This window comes from Pseudomonas sp. LB3P58 (assembly GCF_054897895.1).
This window is the reverse complement of record NZ_JBUBVE010000001.1, coordinates 3,399,761-3,416,058: the sequence shown is the minus strand read 5'-3', so window position 1 is coordinate 3,416,058 and position 16,298 is coordinate 3,399,761. Positions and strand designations below refer to the sequence as shown.

The window sequence follows — 16,298 nt, the reverse complement described above, 5'->3', positions numbered from 1 at the left end:
CGCAAGGTGTTGTTCCATCAGGTTGAGGTCGGCTGCGCATCGCCTAAGGTTGTGCTTGCGTGACGTCTTTTTTCAAAAACAACCAGTTCGACGCCTGCAAGCCGTCGAACTTGATTGTATAGCGGCCATCAAGGTAGGTCGCGGGCAGCTTCTTCATTTGCCTCAGAATGCCGTGGGTGAACAGTGTCAAACCTTGCGGCGCCTGGATGGTTAGCGTGCCCTCGAGGGGCTCAACGTAAAAAGGTATTTTGTCGCCGTCCTGGGGGATGGCACGGGTGCCTAACGAAATCAGTAAATCCTGCGATCGGCCCAAAGGCGCGTCGTCCAGACTTTGCACCACCACACTGGCGTTGGCGGTCTTCACTTGAACCTTAATGTTGCCAAGGCTGATCGACTCGCCGCCGATCCAGCCGGTAGCGGCCTGGGTACGCGGTGTATTGATGGTGTAGACGCCTTGTTTCCAGTTGCGCTTTAGCTCACCCGTGTCTGTCGTGGACTCGCTGGCATTGGCGTCCAGCAGCGACTGGTCAGGGTCATGAAATTCCTGTGCATTGCTTGGGATAACGCTCTGTTGCAACCAAGGCAATTCCGGCGTCTGTGGCATCGCGATTTCCAGTTTGCCTTTCTCCATGGCTGTGCGCAGGAGCGCAGAGTTGGCCGGTGTGATCATTTGGTTGAACAGGGTGGCTGACGTCGGTGCGAAGACGTAGGTCGTTGTTGCTTCGCGAACGTCTGCACGGCGATAAAGCAAGGCGGCGGCGGGCAGGGTGGCCAGCATTGCAGGGTCGTTATAGGCGTGCCAGTTGTTGGCACTCATCCCTACGCCTCCCATTGGTTCCTGGCTGTAGGCATATTGCATCAGTGCATCCCAGCCTTGGTGGCTGGCGGTGCCGGCGATATAGAGTGGCAGCGAGTGACGGTCTGGTATCGGGAAGGGCTCATTGTTCCACTCGGTGACGGTCAAGGGTTTGCCGATGACCTGGCCGGCGGCAATCCAATTCACTATGCCGTCGCTGTAGAGCGGGTTTTTCTCGACCTGTCCCGAGCCCCCGTAGCTATGGACATCTATTACGTCGCCGGCAGTAAGGGCCGGCAGGGAATTCAGGCCATTGCGGCCCCAGCTACTGGTCGTGGCGATGGGGACCTTCACGCCTATTCCACGCAGGTGTTGAATCATGTCGACGTTGAAACGTCGCTCCAGATCGTTAAGGAACATCTTGGAGGGGCCTGGCTCCCAGGAGCGCCAGGTCTGGTCTGCAGACAGATTGTGCTGTTTGGCAAAAGCCTCGGCCTCCGCCATGTAGACGCGGTTGTGCTTCGGCAAATTCTTGTCTGGCAGCAGGGCGTTACCAAAGTGGTTGGTGACGTCGTTTTCGTTGGTAATCAGTACGGCGGCAATCGCCGGGTCGTCTTTGTAGGCGAGACCGGTATAGCTGTTTACATGGGTCAGGTAGGCTTCGGCAAAGCGCTTCATAGCTTTCTGAATGGTGAGATTCACATAGGAATAGCCCTTGAGATAGGTAAAATTCTGTTCTTCTTTTGGCAATTCATCGAAGCCAAAAATGTTGTCGTTTTCAGTAAAGACTCGCTGGACGTGCAGATCAAGCCACACATAAATGCCTTCGTCTTTCAGGCACTTGATCCACCAGTCGATTTTTTTCAGCGATTCCGGGCTCAGTTGCTGGGTGGTGCTGCGCGTGACCCGACCGTCGCCAAAGATGTTCGGGAAGACCCATGGCGAGTCATGGTGGTGCAGTCGTACAAGATTGAAGCCCAGTGCCGACAAGCGTTTGGCCTGCAGCTTGATTGCATCGTCTGACGTGAGGAACAGCGCGTAGGCCGAAAGGTTGGTGCCCCAGAAACGCGCCGTAGTGTTGTCGGCAAATTGCAATTGCTCGCCGGAGGCTTTGATGAAGCCGCGCTTGCCTGCAGGTTTTTCCTGAGCGTTGAGAAAGGACAGGTCGACCGGCGAGGTTTTCCAGTCGAGCTTGTCAGTCGGCCAGCTCTTTGGGTCCGACAACCCGAAGCGCTCGGTCGTGGTTGGGCCGACCGCCACATCGCCAGAAACGCTCAAAGTGGCTGTGAAATCCAGGCGGCCAGGTTTGATCGTATTCTTGTAGAAAAAAGCACGCACCTCGGATTTACTGCCCGGTTCTAAGTACACACTCGCCAGTGCGGGCTCGAAGCGCATTTCGATGCGTCGCCCTTGTGCATTGCCCCAGGTCCAGCCGCGGTTGTCGGGCAGCAAAGTTGGCTCGCCCATTTCTCCAGCGAAAAGAGCGGGGTCGAATGTGAAGACCATGCCGCCACCTGAAATGCCCGACTTCCCGCTGTGCGCATCCACGGCAAAATTCCAGGTCAGCTTTTGCTCGTCTTGCTTCTGAATCTGCGCAGTCAAGTCGAAATCCAGCGCTTTGTTTTTGCCTGCAAGGGAGTATCGATAAGGGGTATTTACCTTGAATTCGGTCTGCAAATACGTCCAGTCCCAGTTGCGCCCAAAGAACGAGAATGTCGTAGCAACAACCGGACTGCCGCCACGCTCCAGCATTGGCAGGCCGTTGCGCTCATCCACACTGACGACCCAGTCCGACGCCCAACTACGAAACGGCCAAATAGCAAAAAACAGCAGGAGCAGTATCCGGGGGCGGCGAAACAACTGGATCATGGGTTCTACCTGAGTTGGAGATGGGCACTCGCCGTGACGGCCGTCGAGGTCTGCTTGAACCTGCGTGCCATCTGAGCGTAGGCCACGCACAGTCCAGCCACCGACCAATACACCACGGGGATGACCGTGATACTGCTAACGGTAACGATGGTGATCAGGATCCCGGCCAGTGTCGCCAGAAGTGCACGTCCGAGTCGGCGTGCCTCATCGTCTTGGTTGGGGAACGAACGCATCCCCTTGCGGATGCCCAGCAGGACACTGGCGAAAAAAACCACGAAAAGCGTCAAACCAATCAAACCGAACGACAGCGCTATGCCGATATAGGTGTTCACGATATCGATGATCCCCTGGCCCTGAATCATGGACTGCATTTCCGGTGTGTTGCGGAAGTCGAAAGAACCCAGCCAAGGGTTGCGCTGGATAACGATCACGGCGTTATCAATCAAGCGCTGCCGGTAGGTGATATTTTCGACCTCCACCGTGCCGATAAACGGTAGCAGATCAAGCACTTTTTGCCCGCCCGGCACGATGGCCAGCAAGGGCAGGGCGATCGCCCCGGCGGCCGCCAGCAGCATCAGGCGTTTGATCGCTTTACGGCCGGTGCCGATGAACACGACGATCATGACGGCTGCACCGATCCAGGGGCCACGCGACAGCGGTGCGAACAGACCACCGGCGAGCAACAGCGCGCCGAGGCTGCGCTGCATTTTGCTACGTACCTCCTCCTGCAAGTACAGGTAAAAGCCGATGGCCACGCTGATGACTAAGCCCAGCGCAATGGCCTGACCGGTGGTGGCGCTGGCGCGTAATGAGCCACCACGGCTCAAGTAGCCGGGATCCCATTGCAGGCCCATGGCGTAGACCACCGCGCTGTACAGCTGCCAGTGCTTGGCATATTCGAAGAGACCTATAAGCGACAGCACCATGGCGGCGAGTACAAAACCGAACAGAGCGTCCTTGAAGTCGCTGAGGTTCTTCAGCGCCCGGCTGGCAACGTAGTAAGGCAAAAAAACTTCGAGGAACAGGTAGAGCATTTGGCGCAAGGTGTCGGTGACGGTGGTTTCGCGCAGGAAAAGCAGACTCGTCAGCAGGAGGTAGGCGGCTAACAGTTTGTCAGGCCAGGTGCGCCCGAAAGAGATCGTGTCGGCGCGTTTGCGCAGAACCAAAAAAGCCGGAAGCAACACACACAGTGCCAGCAGACGAACATGGTTAAGAGCAAAAAAATAGTTGACCAGGCCGAAGCCAGGAATCTCCGCCGTGGCCGGCGGGATGAGAAACAGCAGAAGGAAAAATAGCGCGACGGGATTGCGTTCGCGATTTCGTGCGAAGGTCAAAACGATCGCGGCAATGCCCGCGTACACCCAGAAGCTGTGCGACACAAAGGCCAGAAGCGTTAATACGAACCACAGATTGCGCCGACGAGTGAAATTACGGTCGGGAATCAGGTCTGCTGCTGGTCGATGTGCCATGGCAAATACGATGCCAGTAAGGACCAGAATGACGATTAACGCTCGGAAGTGCTCAGGCATGGATGATTGGACTTATTGATTGATGAGCGACGGCTAGTGGAATGGCCAAACGCGACTATAGTTCCTTTTGAGCCATTGAGTCCGGGGATGATGCTATGTCGTTAGTTGATTTGTCGCCAACGTTGGGCCTTCGTAAGCGAGCGATCTCTGCCGGGGCATGGAATCTGGGGGCGCTGGTTACGTCTCAAGCCTTTCGCTTGGGCGGCAACCTGATAATGGCCCGTCTGCTGATGCCGGAGATGTTCGGCATCATGATGATCGCCATCACTGTTTCTCTGGTTCTGCACATGCTTTCCGATGTTGGCTTGCGCCAGAACATCATCCAGAGCCCGCGTGGCGACGATCCGGCGTTTCTCAATACCATCTGGACCGTGCAGATCGTGCGCGGCTTTATCCTCTTTGCCTCGACACTTCTCCTTGCGGCTCTCGCCTGGTATGCACAGACCCTCAATCTGTGGTCGCCCAATTCTACCTACGCCGCACCCGAGTTGCCGCTGGTGTTGGCCGTGACCGGTTTCTCGGCAATCATCGTGGGTTTTCAGTCGACGAAAGTCGACCTGGCAGTGCGCGCTTTCCAGCAAAAGAAAGTGGTACTCACCGATTTTGCGTCTCAGATCGTCGGGCTGTTGGTCATGCTGGCCATCGGTTACTTCACCAGGTCCATCTGGTCGCTGGTGATTGCAGGTCTGGTCCAATCGATGGTCAACACGCTGCTGGGGCATTTCTGGTTTGAGGGCCCTTCTAACCGTCTACAGTGGGAGCGTTCTGCGCTCGATGAATTAGTCGGCTTCGGCCGTTGGATACTGTTGTCGTCGGCAGTGGGCGTATTGGCCATGTACGGTGATCGTGTCTGGTTCGGCGGCAGCATGACGGCCGGCGAACTGGGCGTTTACTCCATTGCCGTGCTGATTTTGGGAGCTGTTCAGCTTGCGTTGCAAAAGGTAGTCGGGGCCGTGGCCTTGCCGGCCTTCAGTGAGGCCTCAAGAACTAATGACACCGTACGGCTCCACGCTTTGTACTACCGCTTGAAATTGATGCTCGATCTTGCCTGTCTGTTTTTATGTGGACTGTTTTGGACTGGCAGTCCACTGCTCATCGGCATCTTGTACGATGAGCGTTACGCGCAAGCCGGCAACATGATGGCCATTCTTTCACTCTCTTTTTTCACCATGCGCTACATGCTGGCGAATCAGGTCTGGATTGCTTTGGGACTCACCAAGTACCAGGCCATTGATAACATTATTCGCGTGGTCTCGTTGTGGGTGCTGTTGCCTCTGCTGCTGGCGATTGGCGGGGTCAAATATGCGATTTGGGGCGCTGCCCTGTACACGTTTCCTACGCTTATCCTGGTTTTTTATGTCAATTGTCGTCTGGGGATGTTCAGTCTCAAGCGTGAATTGGTGGTGCTGCCTATGCTGGCGGTGGGGGCATTGTGTGGGGAGTTATTGACGGATTTTGTTAAATGGCTTTGATCTATTTCTCGTGATGTTTCCAAAGCTGTGGCACAGCGTCGCCATTGAGGTATTGATGGCCGTCGCACAAAAAATGTGGCCTTGATGTGTAGTTGAAATTTCCAACGTAATCTCGGTGTCGTGGAGCTTTGAATCATGAGAGAAACTGATTTGAATACCTCTGTGATGGGGCGCAGAAGCTTCCTCCAGGCTTCTGCTCTTTTGAGTCTTGGGGGGCTAATGTTCGGATTTTCCAAAGCCGTTGCCCGGCCTTCTGCTGCTAAATCCGAGTTTGTTGTCATCAACGGATGGGTGCTGCCTGCCCAGCATTTTCGGCAAGCTTAAGCATGATCAAAGACTACCAATCGCAGAAAGAACTCCGCGACCACTATGACATCTGCATCATAGGTGGTGGGCCGGCCGGCATTACGCTGGCCTTGCGTTTAGCCGGTAATGGTCGGCGTGTGGTGCTTGTCGAGGGCGGCGGGCACGAGTATTCGCCGGCCTCGCAGAACCTCTACAAGGTCTCATCGTCAGGCCTCGAGGTCTACGCTCATGAAACACGCCTGCGTTTTCTTGGCGGGACCTCCAATCACTGGGCCGGGCGATGCCGTCCATTCGAACAGTCGGACTTTACCGTAGGCCCTCCGGTGCCCGTGCCCGGTTGGCCCATCGCGTTTTCCGAGATCGAGCGCAATCTGTCGGCCGCCATGGATATTGTCGATCTTCCGCCGCACTCCGGATTCAAGGCTATCAATGCGACTTTGGACGGCGCCGACTTTGAGGCTGATCGTTTCCTGCTGAGCCCGCCGACGCGATTTGCACAAAAATATGCCAAGGAACTTAATGAGACCGAGGGGCTGGATGTCTTCATCCATTGCAATTGCGTCGATCTTGAGTTCGACAGCAAGACCGGCCGCATAGCAACGATAGTCGTCTCGGACTACGAGTTGCATCGCGAGCGAGTCACGGCAAAACAGTTCATTCTGGCGACAGGCGCGATCGAGAATGCCAGGCAACTGCTTAACAGTGAGTCCCTGGCAGCTGGCGGTATTGCTGGCAAGGATGGTTACGTCGGTAGATGTTTCATGGAGCACCTGAACGTCGATCTGGGTACCTTCATCCTGAAAGACGGGCAGGGTACAGATTCTCGGAAGGAGTACTTCACGACCGATGCCTTCGTGATGGAGCACAAGTCGGGTAAAGGGAATGTGACGGCCTCTCTTGTATCTGAAGTGAAGGCCTATGGGCGAACGGCGGCAATCAAGGACTTTTTCGAGAATCTCGTCTGTGACATCGGTGCGGAGCGCAAGGTTGAATTTATTGCCAAGTTCGATTGCCCTGGAGATGGGGTGCTCGGCACGCTGATCGAGCAGTTTCCCAACCCCAATAGCCGCATCTCATTGCTCGACGAGCGAGATGCTTTAGGGATGAGGAAGATCAAGATTCATTGGGAGCTAACTCCTGCAGACAGGGAAACCGTCAAGTCCATAGGGCTCGAAGTGGCAAAGTGTTTTGCCGACACAGGGCTGGGCTTCGTCAAGTTGGAAGAATGTGTGTATGACGTCGATTTGCCACTGAAGCTCAATCCCCATGCTCATCATATGGGGACCACGCGGATGGCGACGTCGCCTGAGTTTGGTGTGGTCGACGAGAACTGCAAAGTGTTTGGTGTTGAGAATCTTTACGTTGCGGGCAGCAGTGTTTTCGCTACAGGCGGTGCCTGTAACCCCACGATGCCTCTTTTGCAACTTGCTCTAAGGCTGGCAGATTATCTCAACCATCAGATGGGGCTCGTGGTGGGCAGATATGTGGGGAATATTTGAGTGTTGGATTTTAGGGAAGCGTCTACTCTTAGAGTAGTGGTAATGAAGAATCAGGGTGTATCTAACTCTGGCACAGATGTCTATCGCTGAATTATTGAGGCTGACAGGATGATTGGTCTACTAAAACGAATTATTGCTTATATTGCAAAAACAACGGGGCATGGGACCTCGCTCTATAAAAAATTCTGTAAACCGGACGGGTATGACTGGGCTAAACATATGGTTCGGTGGGGTGGGCTGCACTCCATCGGTAAAGGCGTATGGATCAATCCTGCTGCCAACATAACTGACCCTTCGCTAGTACGACTCGGAAATAATGTAGGTTTATCGTGTTGCACGCTATTCGGCCACGATGGAGTAGTTGGCATGCTCGAGGTGCGCTATGGTAAAAAACTTGATTCTGTCGGCGCTATCGACATACTTGATAATTGTTTTATCGGCTATGGCTCTATCATCATGCCGCGTGTGACTATTGGCCCGAATTCGATTGTCGCAGCCGGTGCAGTAGTCATAAAAGATGTTCCGCCTGGGGTAGTGGTTGGGGGTAATCCAGCCAAGGTTATCTGTACCCTGGATGAAGTGTTGGCGAAAGTCGAAGAGCGTAGCGCCACTTATCCGTGGATTGACCTTATCAGGCAGCGCAATGGTGTATACGACCCGGCATTTGAACCGAAGCTTATAGCAATGAGAGCACAACACTTTTTTGGCGAGCAACCCAATGGTTAGTGCTCCCCTTGACGTGTTGGTAGTTAATTACAATACAGCGGAGTTGTTGCAGCCGATGTTTAATGCGTTACGCCAGTCAAATAGCGTGGATCGCACGCGCTATTTGGTGGTGGATAATGCCTCTGTCGATAATTCGCTGGAGTGTTTGGCAACTATTTGTCCAGAGGCATTGCAACTGGCCAATGAAAATAATGTTGGCTTTGGGCGTGCCAATAATCAATTGGTTGAGCACCTGCAGGGCAAGTATGCGTTGCTGCTCAATACCGATGCCTTCGTTTCTGCGGATACCCTGAGCAAGACCCTCGACTACATGGAGACTCATCCGGATTGCGGTGTCCTCGGCGTTCGGTTGGTTGGACGAGAGGGAGATTTACAGCCCTCCTGTCGCTATTTTCCGACGCCGTTGAATATCTTCCTTGCGCGTACAGGGCTTGAACGCTTTTTCCCTGTGGTGAAGAGGGTCGACGACATGGCCTGGGACCATGCTTCGGTGCGTGAGTGCGACTGGGTGCCCGGGTGCTATTACCTGATCCGCCGTGAAGTCATCGACCAGGTTGGCTTGTTCGATCCGCGCTACTTCCTTTATTTCGAGGAGATAGATCACTGCAAACGCGTTAAACAGGCAGGCTGGAAGGTCGTTTACTACCCGCATACCACGGTGGTGCATATCGGCGGTGAAAGTGCCAAGTCTGTTGACAAACTCAATGCGGCTAGTCGTCAGCTACCCACGTTACAAATCGAAAGTGAGCTTTTGTATTTCCGCAAGCACCACGGTCTGCCTGGTTTGGCCTCACATATGCTACTGGTGAGTCTGGGTGATCTGATTGTGGCGCTCAAGGCGCTATTGAAAGGCCGCGGTCGGGCCGCTTTAGGGGCGTGTTGGCAGCATACTCGTGTGACCTGGGCGTTGCTGCGTGATACCAAATTCGCTAGCCAACCAACACGGTAGAGCCAGTTATGTTCGAAAACATACGTGCGGATTTACGTGCATACGCCGGAGATTGGGGAGCTCAGGGGTTTTGGGTGATGGTGGTTTATCGCTTTGGGCGCTGGCGTTACGGTGTGCGACCGGCACTGTTACGCAAGTTGTTCTCCTTTATATACAAAGTGCTTTTCAAATTGGTGCAGATCGTCACGGGTATCGAGTTGCCGTGTGAGGTGGTGGTCGGGCGCAACTTCGTCATCGATCATTTCGGCGGCATCGTGATCAGTGGCTATGCGCAGTTCGGCGATGATTGCCGTATTCGCAATGGCGTCGTCGTGGGCCTCAAGAATGTGAGTGAGCCGATTGCTCCGGTGATGGGTAACAATGTTGATATCGGTGCAGGGGCCAAGGTGCTGGGCAATATCCGAATTGGTAACAATGTCGTGATTGGTGCCAATGCCGTGGTGCTGACCGATGTACCGGACGACTCGGTGGCCGTGGGCGTGCCTGCGACTATCAAGAAAAGGAAGTACGAAGAATCGAGGGAATTCTCATGAACCACCCGATGGATTACTTCAATTGCGTCGCTGAGTGAACGCCATGGCTATGGGTATGGGTGTCGTTGTTATCGGTCGCAACGAAGGCCTACGGCTTGAGCGTTGTCTGACTTCCCTCGTCGGTTCGGCGCAGAAGGTTGTTTATGTCGACTCTGGATCAACGGACGGGTCAGTGCAGATGGCACTGAGGCTTGGGGTCGAGGTGGTCGAGTTGGACATGACCATTCCCTTTACGGCTGCGCGTGCGCGCAATGAAGGATTTGCCTGCATACAACGCGTATTGCCGGCGATGCGTTATGTGCAGTTCGTCGATGGTGATTGTGAGGTTGTCGGCGGTTGGCTGCCCCGGGCGCTGGCCTTTCTTGATGCACATCCTGACGTCGCGGTGGTCTGTGGACGGCGCCGTGAACGTTTTCCGCAGCACTCTGTTTACAACTTACTGTGTGATTTCGAATGGGATACGCCGGTAGGTGAGGCCAAGGCATGTGGTGGCGATGCGCTGATGCGCGCTGACGCTTTCGCCGAAGCGTCCGGGTTTCTACCGGGTCTTATTGCCGGGGAAGAGCCTGAATTGTGCGTACGTCTGCGTGGGAATGGTTGGAAGATCTGGCGTCTGGGCGAGGAAATGACCTTGCACGATGCAACCATGACCCGGTTCGGCCAATGGTGGCAGCGTACCCTGCGCGGTGGTTATGCCTTTGCCGAGGGCGCATTTTTACATGGGGCCGCACCGGAGCAACATTGGTTGCGTGAGTCGCGCCGTGCCTGGTTCTGGGGATTGGGTGTCCCGCTGGCGACTGTTATCGCGAGTTTGGTGTTTGGATGGTTTGGGCTGCTTGTGCTGCTGGTCTATCCATTGCAGGTCGTGCGCCTCGCCCGAGGGGGCGATAGATCCACGCGCGAAAACTGGCTGCGGGCTTTCTTTCTCGTGCTGGGGAAATTTCCCGAGATGCTCGGGCAAGTCAAGTTTCTACTGAACAGATTCGGCGCCGGCAAGACGGCGTTGATCGAATACAAGTGAGACTTATATGAATAATTGGGTGATATTAAAGAGCGTGTTTTTTTTACACGCCGGGTATTCCTTAAGGGCATTGAATAATAAATTTAAAATGTTGGTTCTGGTTGCAAAAAACTGGTCCGATCTAAAGTTGTTTTGCGGGCGGATGTCGAACGCCCTGGGTAAGTCTGGTGTTGAGAAATTAGGCGGGGATTGTGTGGGCGTTGTTCATTGGCCATACATCAGTAAAAGCTGGAGCCCCAAGAATAAACTTAGTGTTTTAGCCTCGCATTACGAAGTGGTTACCAAAAGCTGTCCGCAGCTATTGCTGTTGGGGCGAAGTGACAGTTTGATGCTGAGTGATTTGTCGGAGTTTGCGGCTGGTTGTTCCCTGGTGCTGGATCGTCCCTTCTGGTTTATGCGTGAAGGGGAGTTGGTGCTGAACTTGTTTCAGGGGGACCTGCGCATTGCTTCAATAGCCTTCACCTTGTGTCGCACGGACACAGAGTTATGTATTTTTATCGGCGCCGTTCAAGGGATACATAAAGGCGTCGAGAGTGAACTGTCGTTGAGTATCTACAGGGACCTGACAAAAGACTTTGAAGGCCTTCGGCCAAGAAGCTTTCTGATCGAAGTTATTAAATACATTGCCATCAATATCGGTGTTGAAAAAATTTATGCGGTAGGGGATGGGTATCGCCACCATCGTCATCCGTATTTTGGCGCTCACAAAGCCCTGGAACTGGCGGCAAATTATGATGTGATCTGGTTAGAGCATGGAGCGACTCCCTCAGAGCGCGAAGATTTTTTTGAGATTCCCATGATGCTGTCCAGAAAGCCGCTCGACAGTATTGCTTCAAAAAAACGTGCCATGTACCGCAGGCGCTATGAGCTGCTGGATGACACCTTTAAAAAGATAGACAGCGTGTTGATAGGAAGTTATAGCAGTAGTCGTGTGGCTAGTTGACGTTCCTGATACCTGTACTACTGTGGGATTACTTGCAGTAATAATCCACCGCAACGACAACTAAGTCTGGTTCCTATGCGCATCGCTTATTTCATCAATCAATACCCCAAAGTCAGCCATAGCTTCATTCGTCGCGAGATTTTGGCGTTGGAGCGTCAGGGGTTTGTGGTGCAGCGCATTGCCCTGCGTGGCTGGGATGCCGAATTGGTGGATGCCGAGGACGTGTCCGAACGCGATAAAACCCAGTATGTGCTGCAGGGCGGAGTCAAAGAGCTGTTAGTGCCTGTGCTTCAGGTGTTGCGCGCCCAGCCGCGACGCTTTTTTTCGGCGCTGTGGCTGGCACTACGCATGGGCCGGCGTGCCGATCGCCCCTGGCCGTATCATTTGGTCTATTTGTCCGAGGCGTGCCGCGTGCTGAATTGGTTGCAGGCGTTTGGGGCCGAGCATGTGCATGCGCATTTCGGCACCAACTCAACCGAGGTGGTGATGCTGGCCAATGTGCTCGGTGGGCCGGCGTACAGTTTTACCGTGCACGGGCCGGAAGAGTTCGACAAACCGCAGTTTATTCATTTGGGCGAGAAAGTTCGGCGCGCTGCCTTTGTCGCTGCTATCAGTTCTTATGGGCGCAGCCAGCTGTTTCGCTGGGTGGCTCATGCGCACTGGTCAAGGGTAAAGGTGGTGCACTGTGGGCTGGAGCGGGCGTTTCACGATGTGCCGGCCGTTGCCGTGCCATCCGCGCCGCGGTTGGTTTGTGTAGGTCGTTTGTGTGAGCAGAAGGGTCAACTTTTGCTGCTTGAGGCCGCCCGCATCCTGGCAGCACAAGACGTGGAGTTCGAAATAGTACTGGCCGGCGACGGAGAAATGCGCGCGGATATCGAAACCCTGATTGCACGGTATGGCTTGCAGGCGCGGGTGCGAATTACCGGCTGGATCAGCAGCGATCAGGTGCGGGCAGAGATTCTCGCGGCGCGGGCCTTGGTGTTGCCGAGCTTCGCCGAGGGGTTGCCGGTGGTCATCATGGAAGCCATGGCGTTGCGCCGACCCGTACTGACGAGCTATGTGGCGGGCATTCCCGAGTTAGTGCGACAGGGTGAGAACGGTTGGTTGTTTCCCGCTGGAGCGGTGGATGAGTTGGCGGCGGCACTGGCGGACTGCCTCGCGCAACCTGTCGAGGTGTTGCAGCGGATGGGCGAGGCGGCTTATCAGAGAGTGCTGGAGCGACACGACATCGATATCGAAGCGACCAAGTTGGCTAATTTGTTTAGGGCGCAAGCATGATCACATTACTTAGTTGGCTGTTCAGCTTACTGCTGATACTCATCCTCCTGCCGGTGTTGGTGCTGTTTGTACAGGTGCTGATGGCCTGTCTGCCTGCACGGTCGCGCTCGTCGGTGCAAGGATCGCGACCTCGGGTGGCGGTGTTGATACCGGCACACAATGAATCCTCGATCATCGTTGCGACATTAAACAGCATTCGGCCGCAGTTGCTTTTGGGTGATCGCCTATTGGTGGTGGCGGATAACTGTTCTGACGACACGGCGGCGCTGGCCCGCACGGCGGGCGCCGAGGTGGTGGAGCGCAGCAATGTTCAGCAGCGTGGCAAGGGTTATGCGCTGGACTGTGGGGTGCGTCATTTGGCGAGCGATGCGCCGGACGTCATGATTGTTATCGATGCGGATTGCCAGGTGGCCGAGGGTTCTATTGAGCGTTTGGCAATCTGTTGCATCGACTCAGGGCGGCCAGCGCAAGCCCTTAATTTAATGGTTGCTCCCGCAGGTTCCGGGCTGAAAGTGCGGCTTGCCGAGTTTGCCTGGTGTGTGAAGAATCGGGTACGGCCGCAGGGTTGGACCCGACTTGGTTTGCCCTGTCAGCTAATGGGCACGGGAATGGCTTTCGTCTGGCAGGATCTGACGTTGATCAATTTAGCCAGTGGCCACATCGTTGAAGATTTGAAGATGGGCCTGGATTTATGCCGAAGCGGCAAGCCGCCAGTGTTTTGCCCCGATGCGCGGGTGACCAGTTATTTTCCGCGCAGCGATGAAGGCTTAACTACCCAGCGTACGCGCTGGGAGCATGGTCATTTAGGGGTGATTCTCGGAGATACGCCAAAGTTGCTGGTGGAGTCGATTGGCCAGCGTAACGGGAGTCTGCTGGCGATGACGCTGGATTTGATGGTCCCTCCATTGGCCTTGTTGACGTTGGCCTTGGCGGCGGCATTTGGTCTGTCATGGTTGGTATTTATGCTGTCGGGAGCGTTGGCGCCAGCATTGATCGCTTCTTCTGGGGTGGCAATATTGGGTGTGACGATCTTGCTGGCATGGAGCCAATTTGGTCGCGGGATTATTTCTTTTTCAGCCTTGTTGTATGCGCCGTTCTACGCGCTGAAGAAAATCCCTCTGTATCTCGGATTTTTGCTTAAGCGCCAGGTTGAATGGGTGCGTTCGAAGCGAGATGACAGCTAATGCGTGCTTTATCCTGGCAGCACAGCTGGCAAACGATTACCCGGAAACTCAGGGTGGTCAGCGATGTTAATGACGAGCAAGCCTTGATTGATGCGTTATCCAGACCTGACGTGACGACAGTGCTCGGGTTTGCGAATGCCCATGCCATGAATCTGGTGGCGGCCAATACCGACTACTTTAACGCGCTGCTGGCTGCTGACGTGTTATTACGGGACGGCTCCGGCATGGCCATCCTGTTTCGTCGCCTCGGCCTGGAGCCGGGGCTAAACATGAATGGCACCGATTTCATTCCCAAATTGCTGGCCGCGTTCAAGGGCCGGCGCGTGGCTTTCTGGGGTACTGAAGAGCCCTTTCTAGCCAATGCGGTGCAGCGTAGCGAAGCACTATTTGCGGTCAATGTTGTGTCTGCTCACCACGGTTTCGCGCCGGTGGATGCCTACATAAATCTTGCCCGGCAGTTTCAACCGGAACTGGTTGTGTTGGGGATGGGCATGCCCAAGCAAGAAGCCGTTGCTGCCAGGTTAGCCGTCAGCGGCGTGCCCTGTCTGGTCGTGTGCGGAGGGGCGATCCTGGATTTTCTCGGCGGCAAGGTGACGCGTGCACCGCAATGGGTGCGTCGTCTCGGTTGTGAGTGGGTGTTCAGGTTACTAGGTGAGCCAAAGCGATTATTCAGTCGCTATGTGGTGGGTAATCCGATGTTCTTGTTACGCACGTTGATCTACAGGGATTCCTGACGTTACAAGAATTTGACGCCTGGCCGGCGCCATAAAAAACACGGCTGAAATATCTTGCAAAACCCCGACGTAGCACCTTTACTCAGGTTGGAATTATCGACTTGACGGGTATGTTCGGGGTCGTTTTCATCATTAAGATTGGCGTCAACAAAATGTTGTCAGACGCCGCATATTTTGAAAAAAGTGCTCGGCTGTCGAGCGCTCATTTCGAGTAGTTAGGTTATTGATTTGTAAACTCAAATGGCCATTCCTTGAAGTGTGCTAATAACCAAATGAAAAAATACATAACCGAATTAATACGTAAGCTAATCTCTCCTTCAATGCGATTTGAGCTAAGGAAAGCGCGCGCCTGGTTGCAAGATATAGGGGGGAGGGCATGTTTTTGGCGCTGGGAAATTGCCAGATTCAAACTGCGCGAAGACAGCACTTATGACATTCTCTATGTGGGCAGGAAAACACAGCGGGAATTTGTAAAGGTTCTACTGGGCGCTGAATCTCAAACGGTTAATAGCCAATTGAAGTTGGATAATTCAGAACGGACAGTGTGGGTCAGTGAAATGCCGACCTTGGGTGCATTATACGTGCCTCAATATTTAAGTGCTGTCGTTCCGCTGAGCCGGTCAATTGAGGATATTACGGCCAGGTACAATACCGAGTTGCGTCGAAATCTGCGCAAGAACCGGTTGCGCTATCGTATGAAACAGGCCTTGAACGATGACGAAATTGAAATCGCAGATCGGGAAATGCTGAAGCCCTATGCCAGCGCAAGGCATGGAGCAGCGGCCTCTCAAATTGAATCTCGTGAAGTTCAACGGGTGGCAAAAAGCGCCGGGCGGCTCGATCTAGTACTGCTGGAGGATGAAATTGTTGCATGCCATCTTGGGTGCGTGATTACCCGGGCAGGAAAACGCTACTGGAGCACCGTCCGTTTCGGCTACCCCGATGTTGTATTTTCAGATGCTAAGAAATTACGCGAAATTAACTCGATTACCACGTTCATGGCGCTTGAGTGGGCGATAGAAAATGGTTTTGACTATTATGATATCGGAACTTGCCTGGCACGCCCGGACGATGGACTTCTCGAATGGAAACGACGGCGTGGTGGTGATGTCGATACGCTGGGTAACTACGGCTATTTATTTGTTCGACTGCCTAAGGTGGGCGCGGCGCAATTTCTTTGGGAGACGCCTCTATTTGCTGTCGAAGGCAAAAAGCTGACACTTCATCTTGGGTTGCCGGACGGACCAAGTGATGAGGAAGTCGCGGGTCGATATCGTGAAATGGGTTTTGGTGGGCTGTTCAAAATATATCTTCATTGTTCTAGAAAACCGGAAGAGGCGCTTCTCGACACCTTGCGCGGCCGCTACGCTCATCTGGCATTACCCCCTATTCTGGAAACTATTGTATCCACCTGAATAGGTTGCTTTAAAGAAGTACGGTTTACGTGTTTGGCGATAAA

14 protein-coding genes are annotated in these 16,298 nt (G+C 54.1%); 12 read left to right on the top strand and 2 right to left on the bottom strand.

Going from position 1 to position 16,298, the window contains the following annotated elements; genetic code table 11:
- Positions 1–43 precede the first annotated feature (43 nt).
- Together ACYZTZ_RS15785 and ACYZTZ_RS15780 are read right to left on the bottom strand one after the other, a co-directional pair.
- Positions 44–2,665, bottom strand: a complete 2,622-nt coding sequence (locus ACYZTZ_RS15785) for a glycoside hydrolase 5 family protein (protein WP_461998900.1) — start codon at positions 2,663–2,665, stop codon at positions 44–46.
- A 5-nt stretch (positions 2,666–2,670) separates the two neighbouring features.
- Positions 2,671–4,194, bottom strand: coding sequence for an O-antigen ligase family protein (locus ACYZTZ_RS15780; RefSeq protein ID WP_461998899.1), 1,524 nt, complete (start codon positions 4,192–4,194; stop codon positions 2,671–2,673).
- A 95-nt stretch (positions 4,195–4,289) separates the two neighbouring features.
- On the opposite strand from ACYZTZ_RS15780, the gene ACYZTZ_RS15775 reads away from it, so the two are divergent.
- From ACYZTZ_RS15775 to ACYZTZ_RS15720, 12 genes are all read left to right on the top strand, one after another.
- A complete protein-coding gene (locus ACYZTZ_RS15775; protein ID WP_461998898.1) occupies positions 4,290–5,666 on the top strand; it encodes an oligosaccharide flippase family protein in 1,377 nt (458 codons plus the stop codon).
- Between the two features lie 135 nt (positions 5,667–5,801).
- Entirely contained in the window at positions 5,802–5,990 is a 189-nt protein-coding gene (locus ACYZTZ_RS15770) for a hypothetical protein (protein WP_461998897.1), read from the top strand.
- Positions 5,991–5,992: 2 nt separating this feature from the next.
- On the top strand, positions 5,993–7,471 hold the full coding sequence (locus ACYZTZ_RS15765) for an FAD-dependent oxidoreductase (protein ID WP_461998896.1): 1,479 nt from the start codon (positions 5,993–5,995) through the stop codon (positions 7,469–7,471).
- A gap of 108 nt (positions 7,472–7,579) precedes the next feature.
- Positions 7,580–8,197, top strand: coding sequence for an acyltransferase (locus ACYZTZ_RS15760; protein WP_461998895.1), 618 nt, complete (start codon positions 7,580–7,582; stop codon positions 8,195–8,197).
- Positions 8,190–9,146, top strand: a complete 957-nt coding sequence (locus tag ACYZTZ_RS15755; protein WP_461998894.1) for a glycosyltransferase family 2 protein — start codon at positions 8,190–8,192, stop codon at positions 9,144–9,146. Before ACYZTZ_RS15760 ends, ACYZTZ_RS15755 begins: the two co-directional genes overlap by 8 nt.
- 8 nt (positions 9,147–9,154) lie before the next feature.
- The gene (locus ACYZTZ_RS15750) at positions 9,155–9,679 is read left to right on the top strand and encodes a serine O-acetyltransferase (RefSeq protein WP_056743490.1); all 525 of its coding nucleotides are present in this window, start codon (positions 9,155–9,157) and stop codon (positions 9,677–9,679) included.
- A 43-nt stretch (positions 9,680–9,722) separates the two neighbouring features.
- A complete protein-coding gene (locus ACYZTZ_RS15745) occupies positions 9,723–10,700 on the top strand; it encodes a glycosyltransferase family 2 protein (RefSeq protein WP_461998893.1) in 978 nt (325 codons plus the stop codon).
- A gap of 7 nt (positions 10,701–10,707) precedes the next feature.
- Positions 10,708–11,643, top strand: coding sequence for a DUF535 family protein (locus tag ACYZTZ_RS15740; protein WP_461998892.1), 936 nt, complete (start codon positions 10,708–10,710; stop codon positions 11,641–11,643).
- A gap of 75 nt (positions 11,644–11,718) precedes the next feature.
- Positions 11,719–12,921: a glycosyltransferase gene (locus ACYZTZ_RS15735; protein WP_461998891.1), complete on the top strand. Its 1,203-nt coding sequence runs from the start codon at positions 11,719–11,721 to the stop codon at positions 12,919–12,921.
- On the top strand, positions 12,918–14,105 hold the full coding sequence (locus ACYZTZ_RS15730; RefSeq protein WP_461998890.1) for a glycosyltransferase family 2 protein: 1,188 nt from the start codon (positions 12,918–12,920) through the stop codon (positions 14,103–14,105). Before ACYZTZ_RS15735 ends, ACYZTZ_RS15730 begins: the two co-directional genes overlap by 4 nt.
- The gene (locus ACYZTZ_RS15725; protein WP_461998889.1) at positions 14,105–14,839 is read left to right on the top strand and encodes a WecB/TagA/CpsF family glycosyltransferase; all 735 of its coding nucleotides are present in this window, start codon (positions 14,105–14,107) and stop codon (positions 14,837–14,839) included. Before ACYZTZ_RS15730 ends, ACYZTZ_RS15725 begins: the two co-directional genes overlap by 1 nt.
- Before the next feature lie 272 nt (positions 14,840–15,111).
- Positions 15,112–16,254, top strand: a complete 1,143-nt coding sequence (locus ACYZTZ_RS15720; RefSeq protein ID WP_461998888.1) for a hypothetical protein — start codon at positions 15,112–15,114, stop codon at positions 16,252–16,254.
- Positions 16,255–16,298 lie beyond the last annotated feature (44 nt).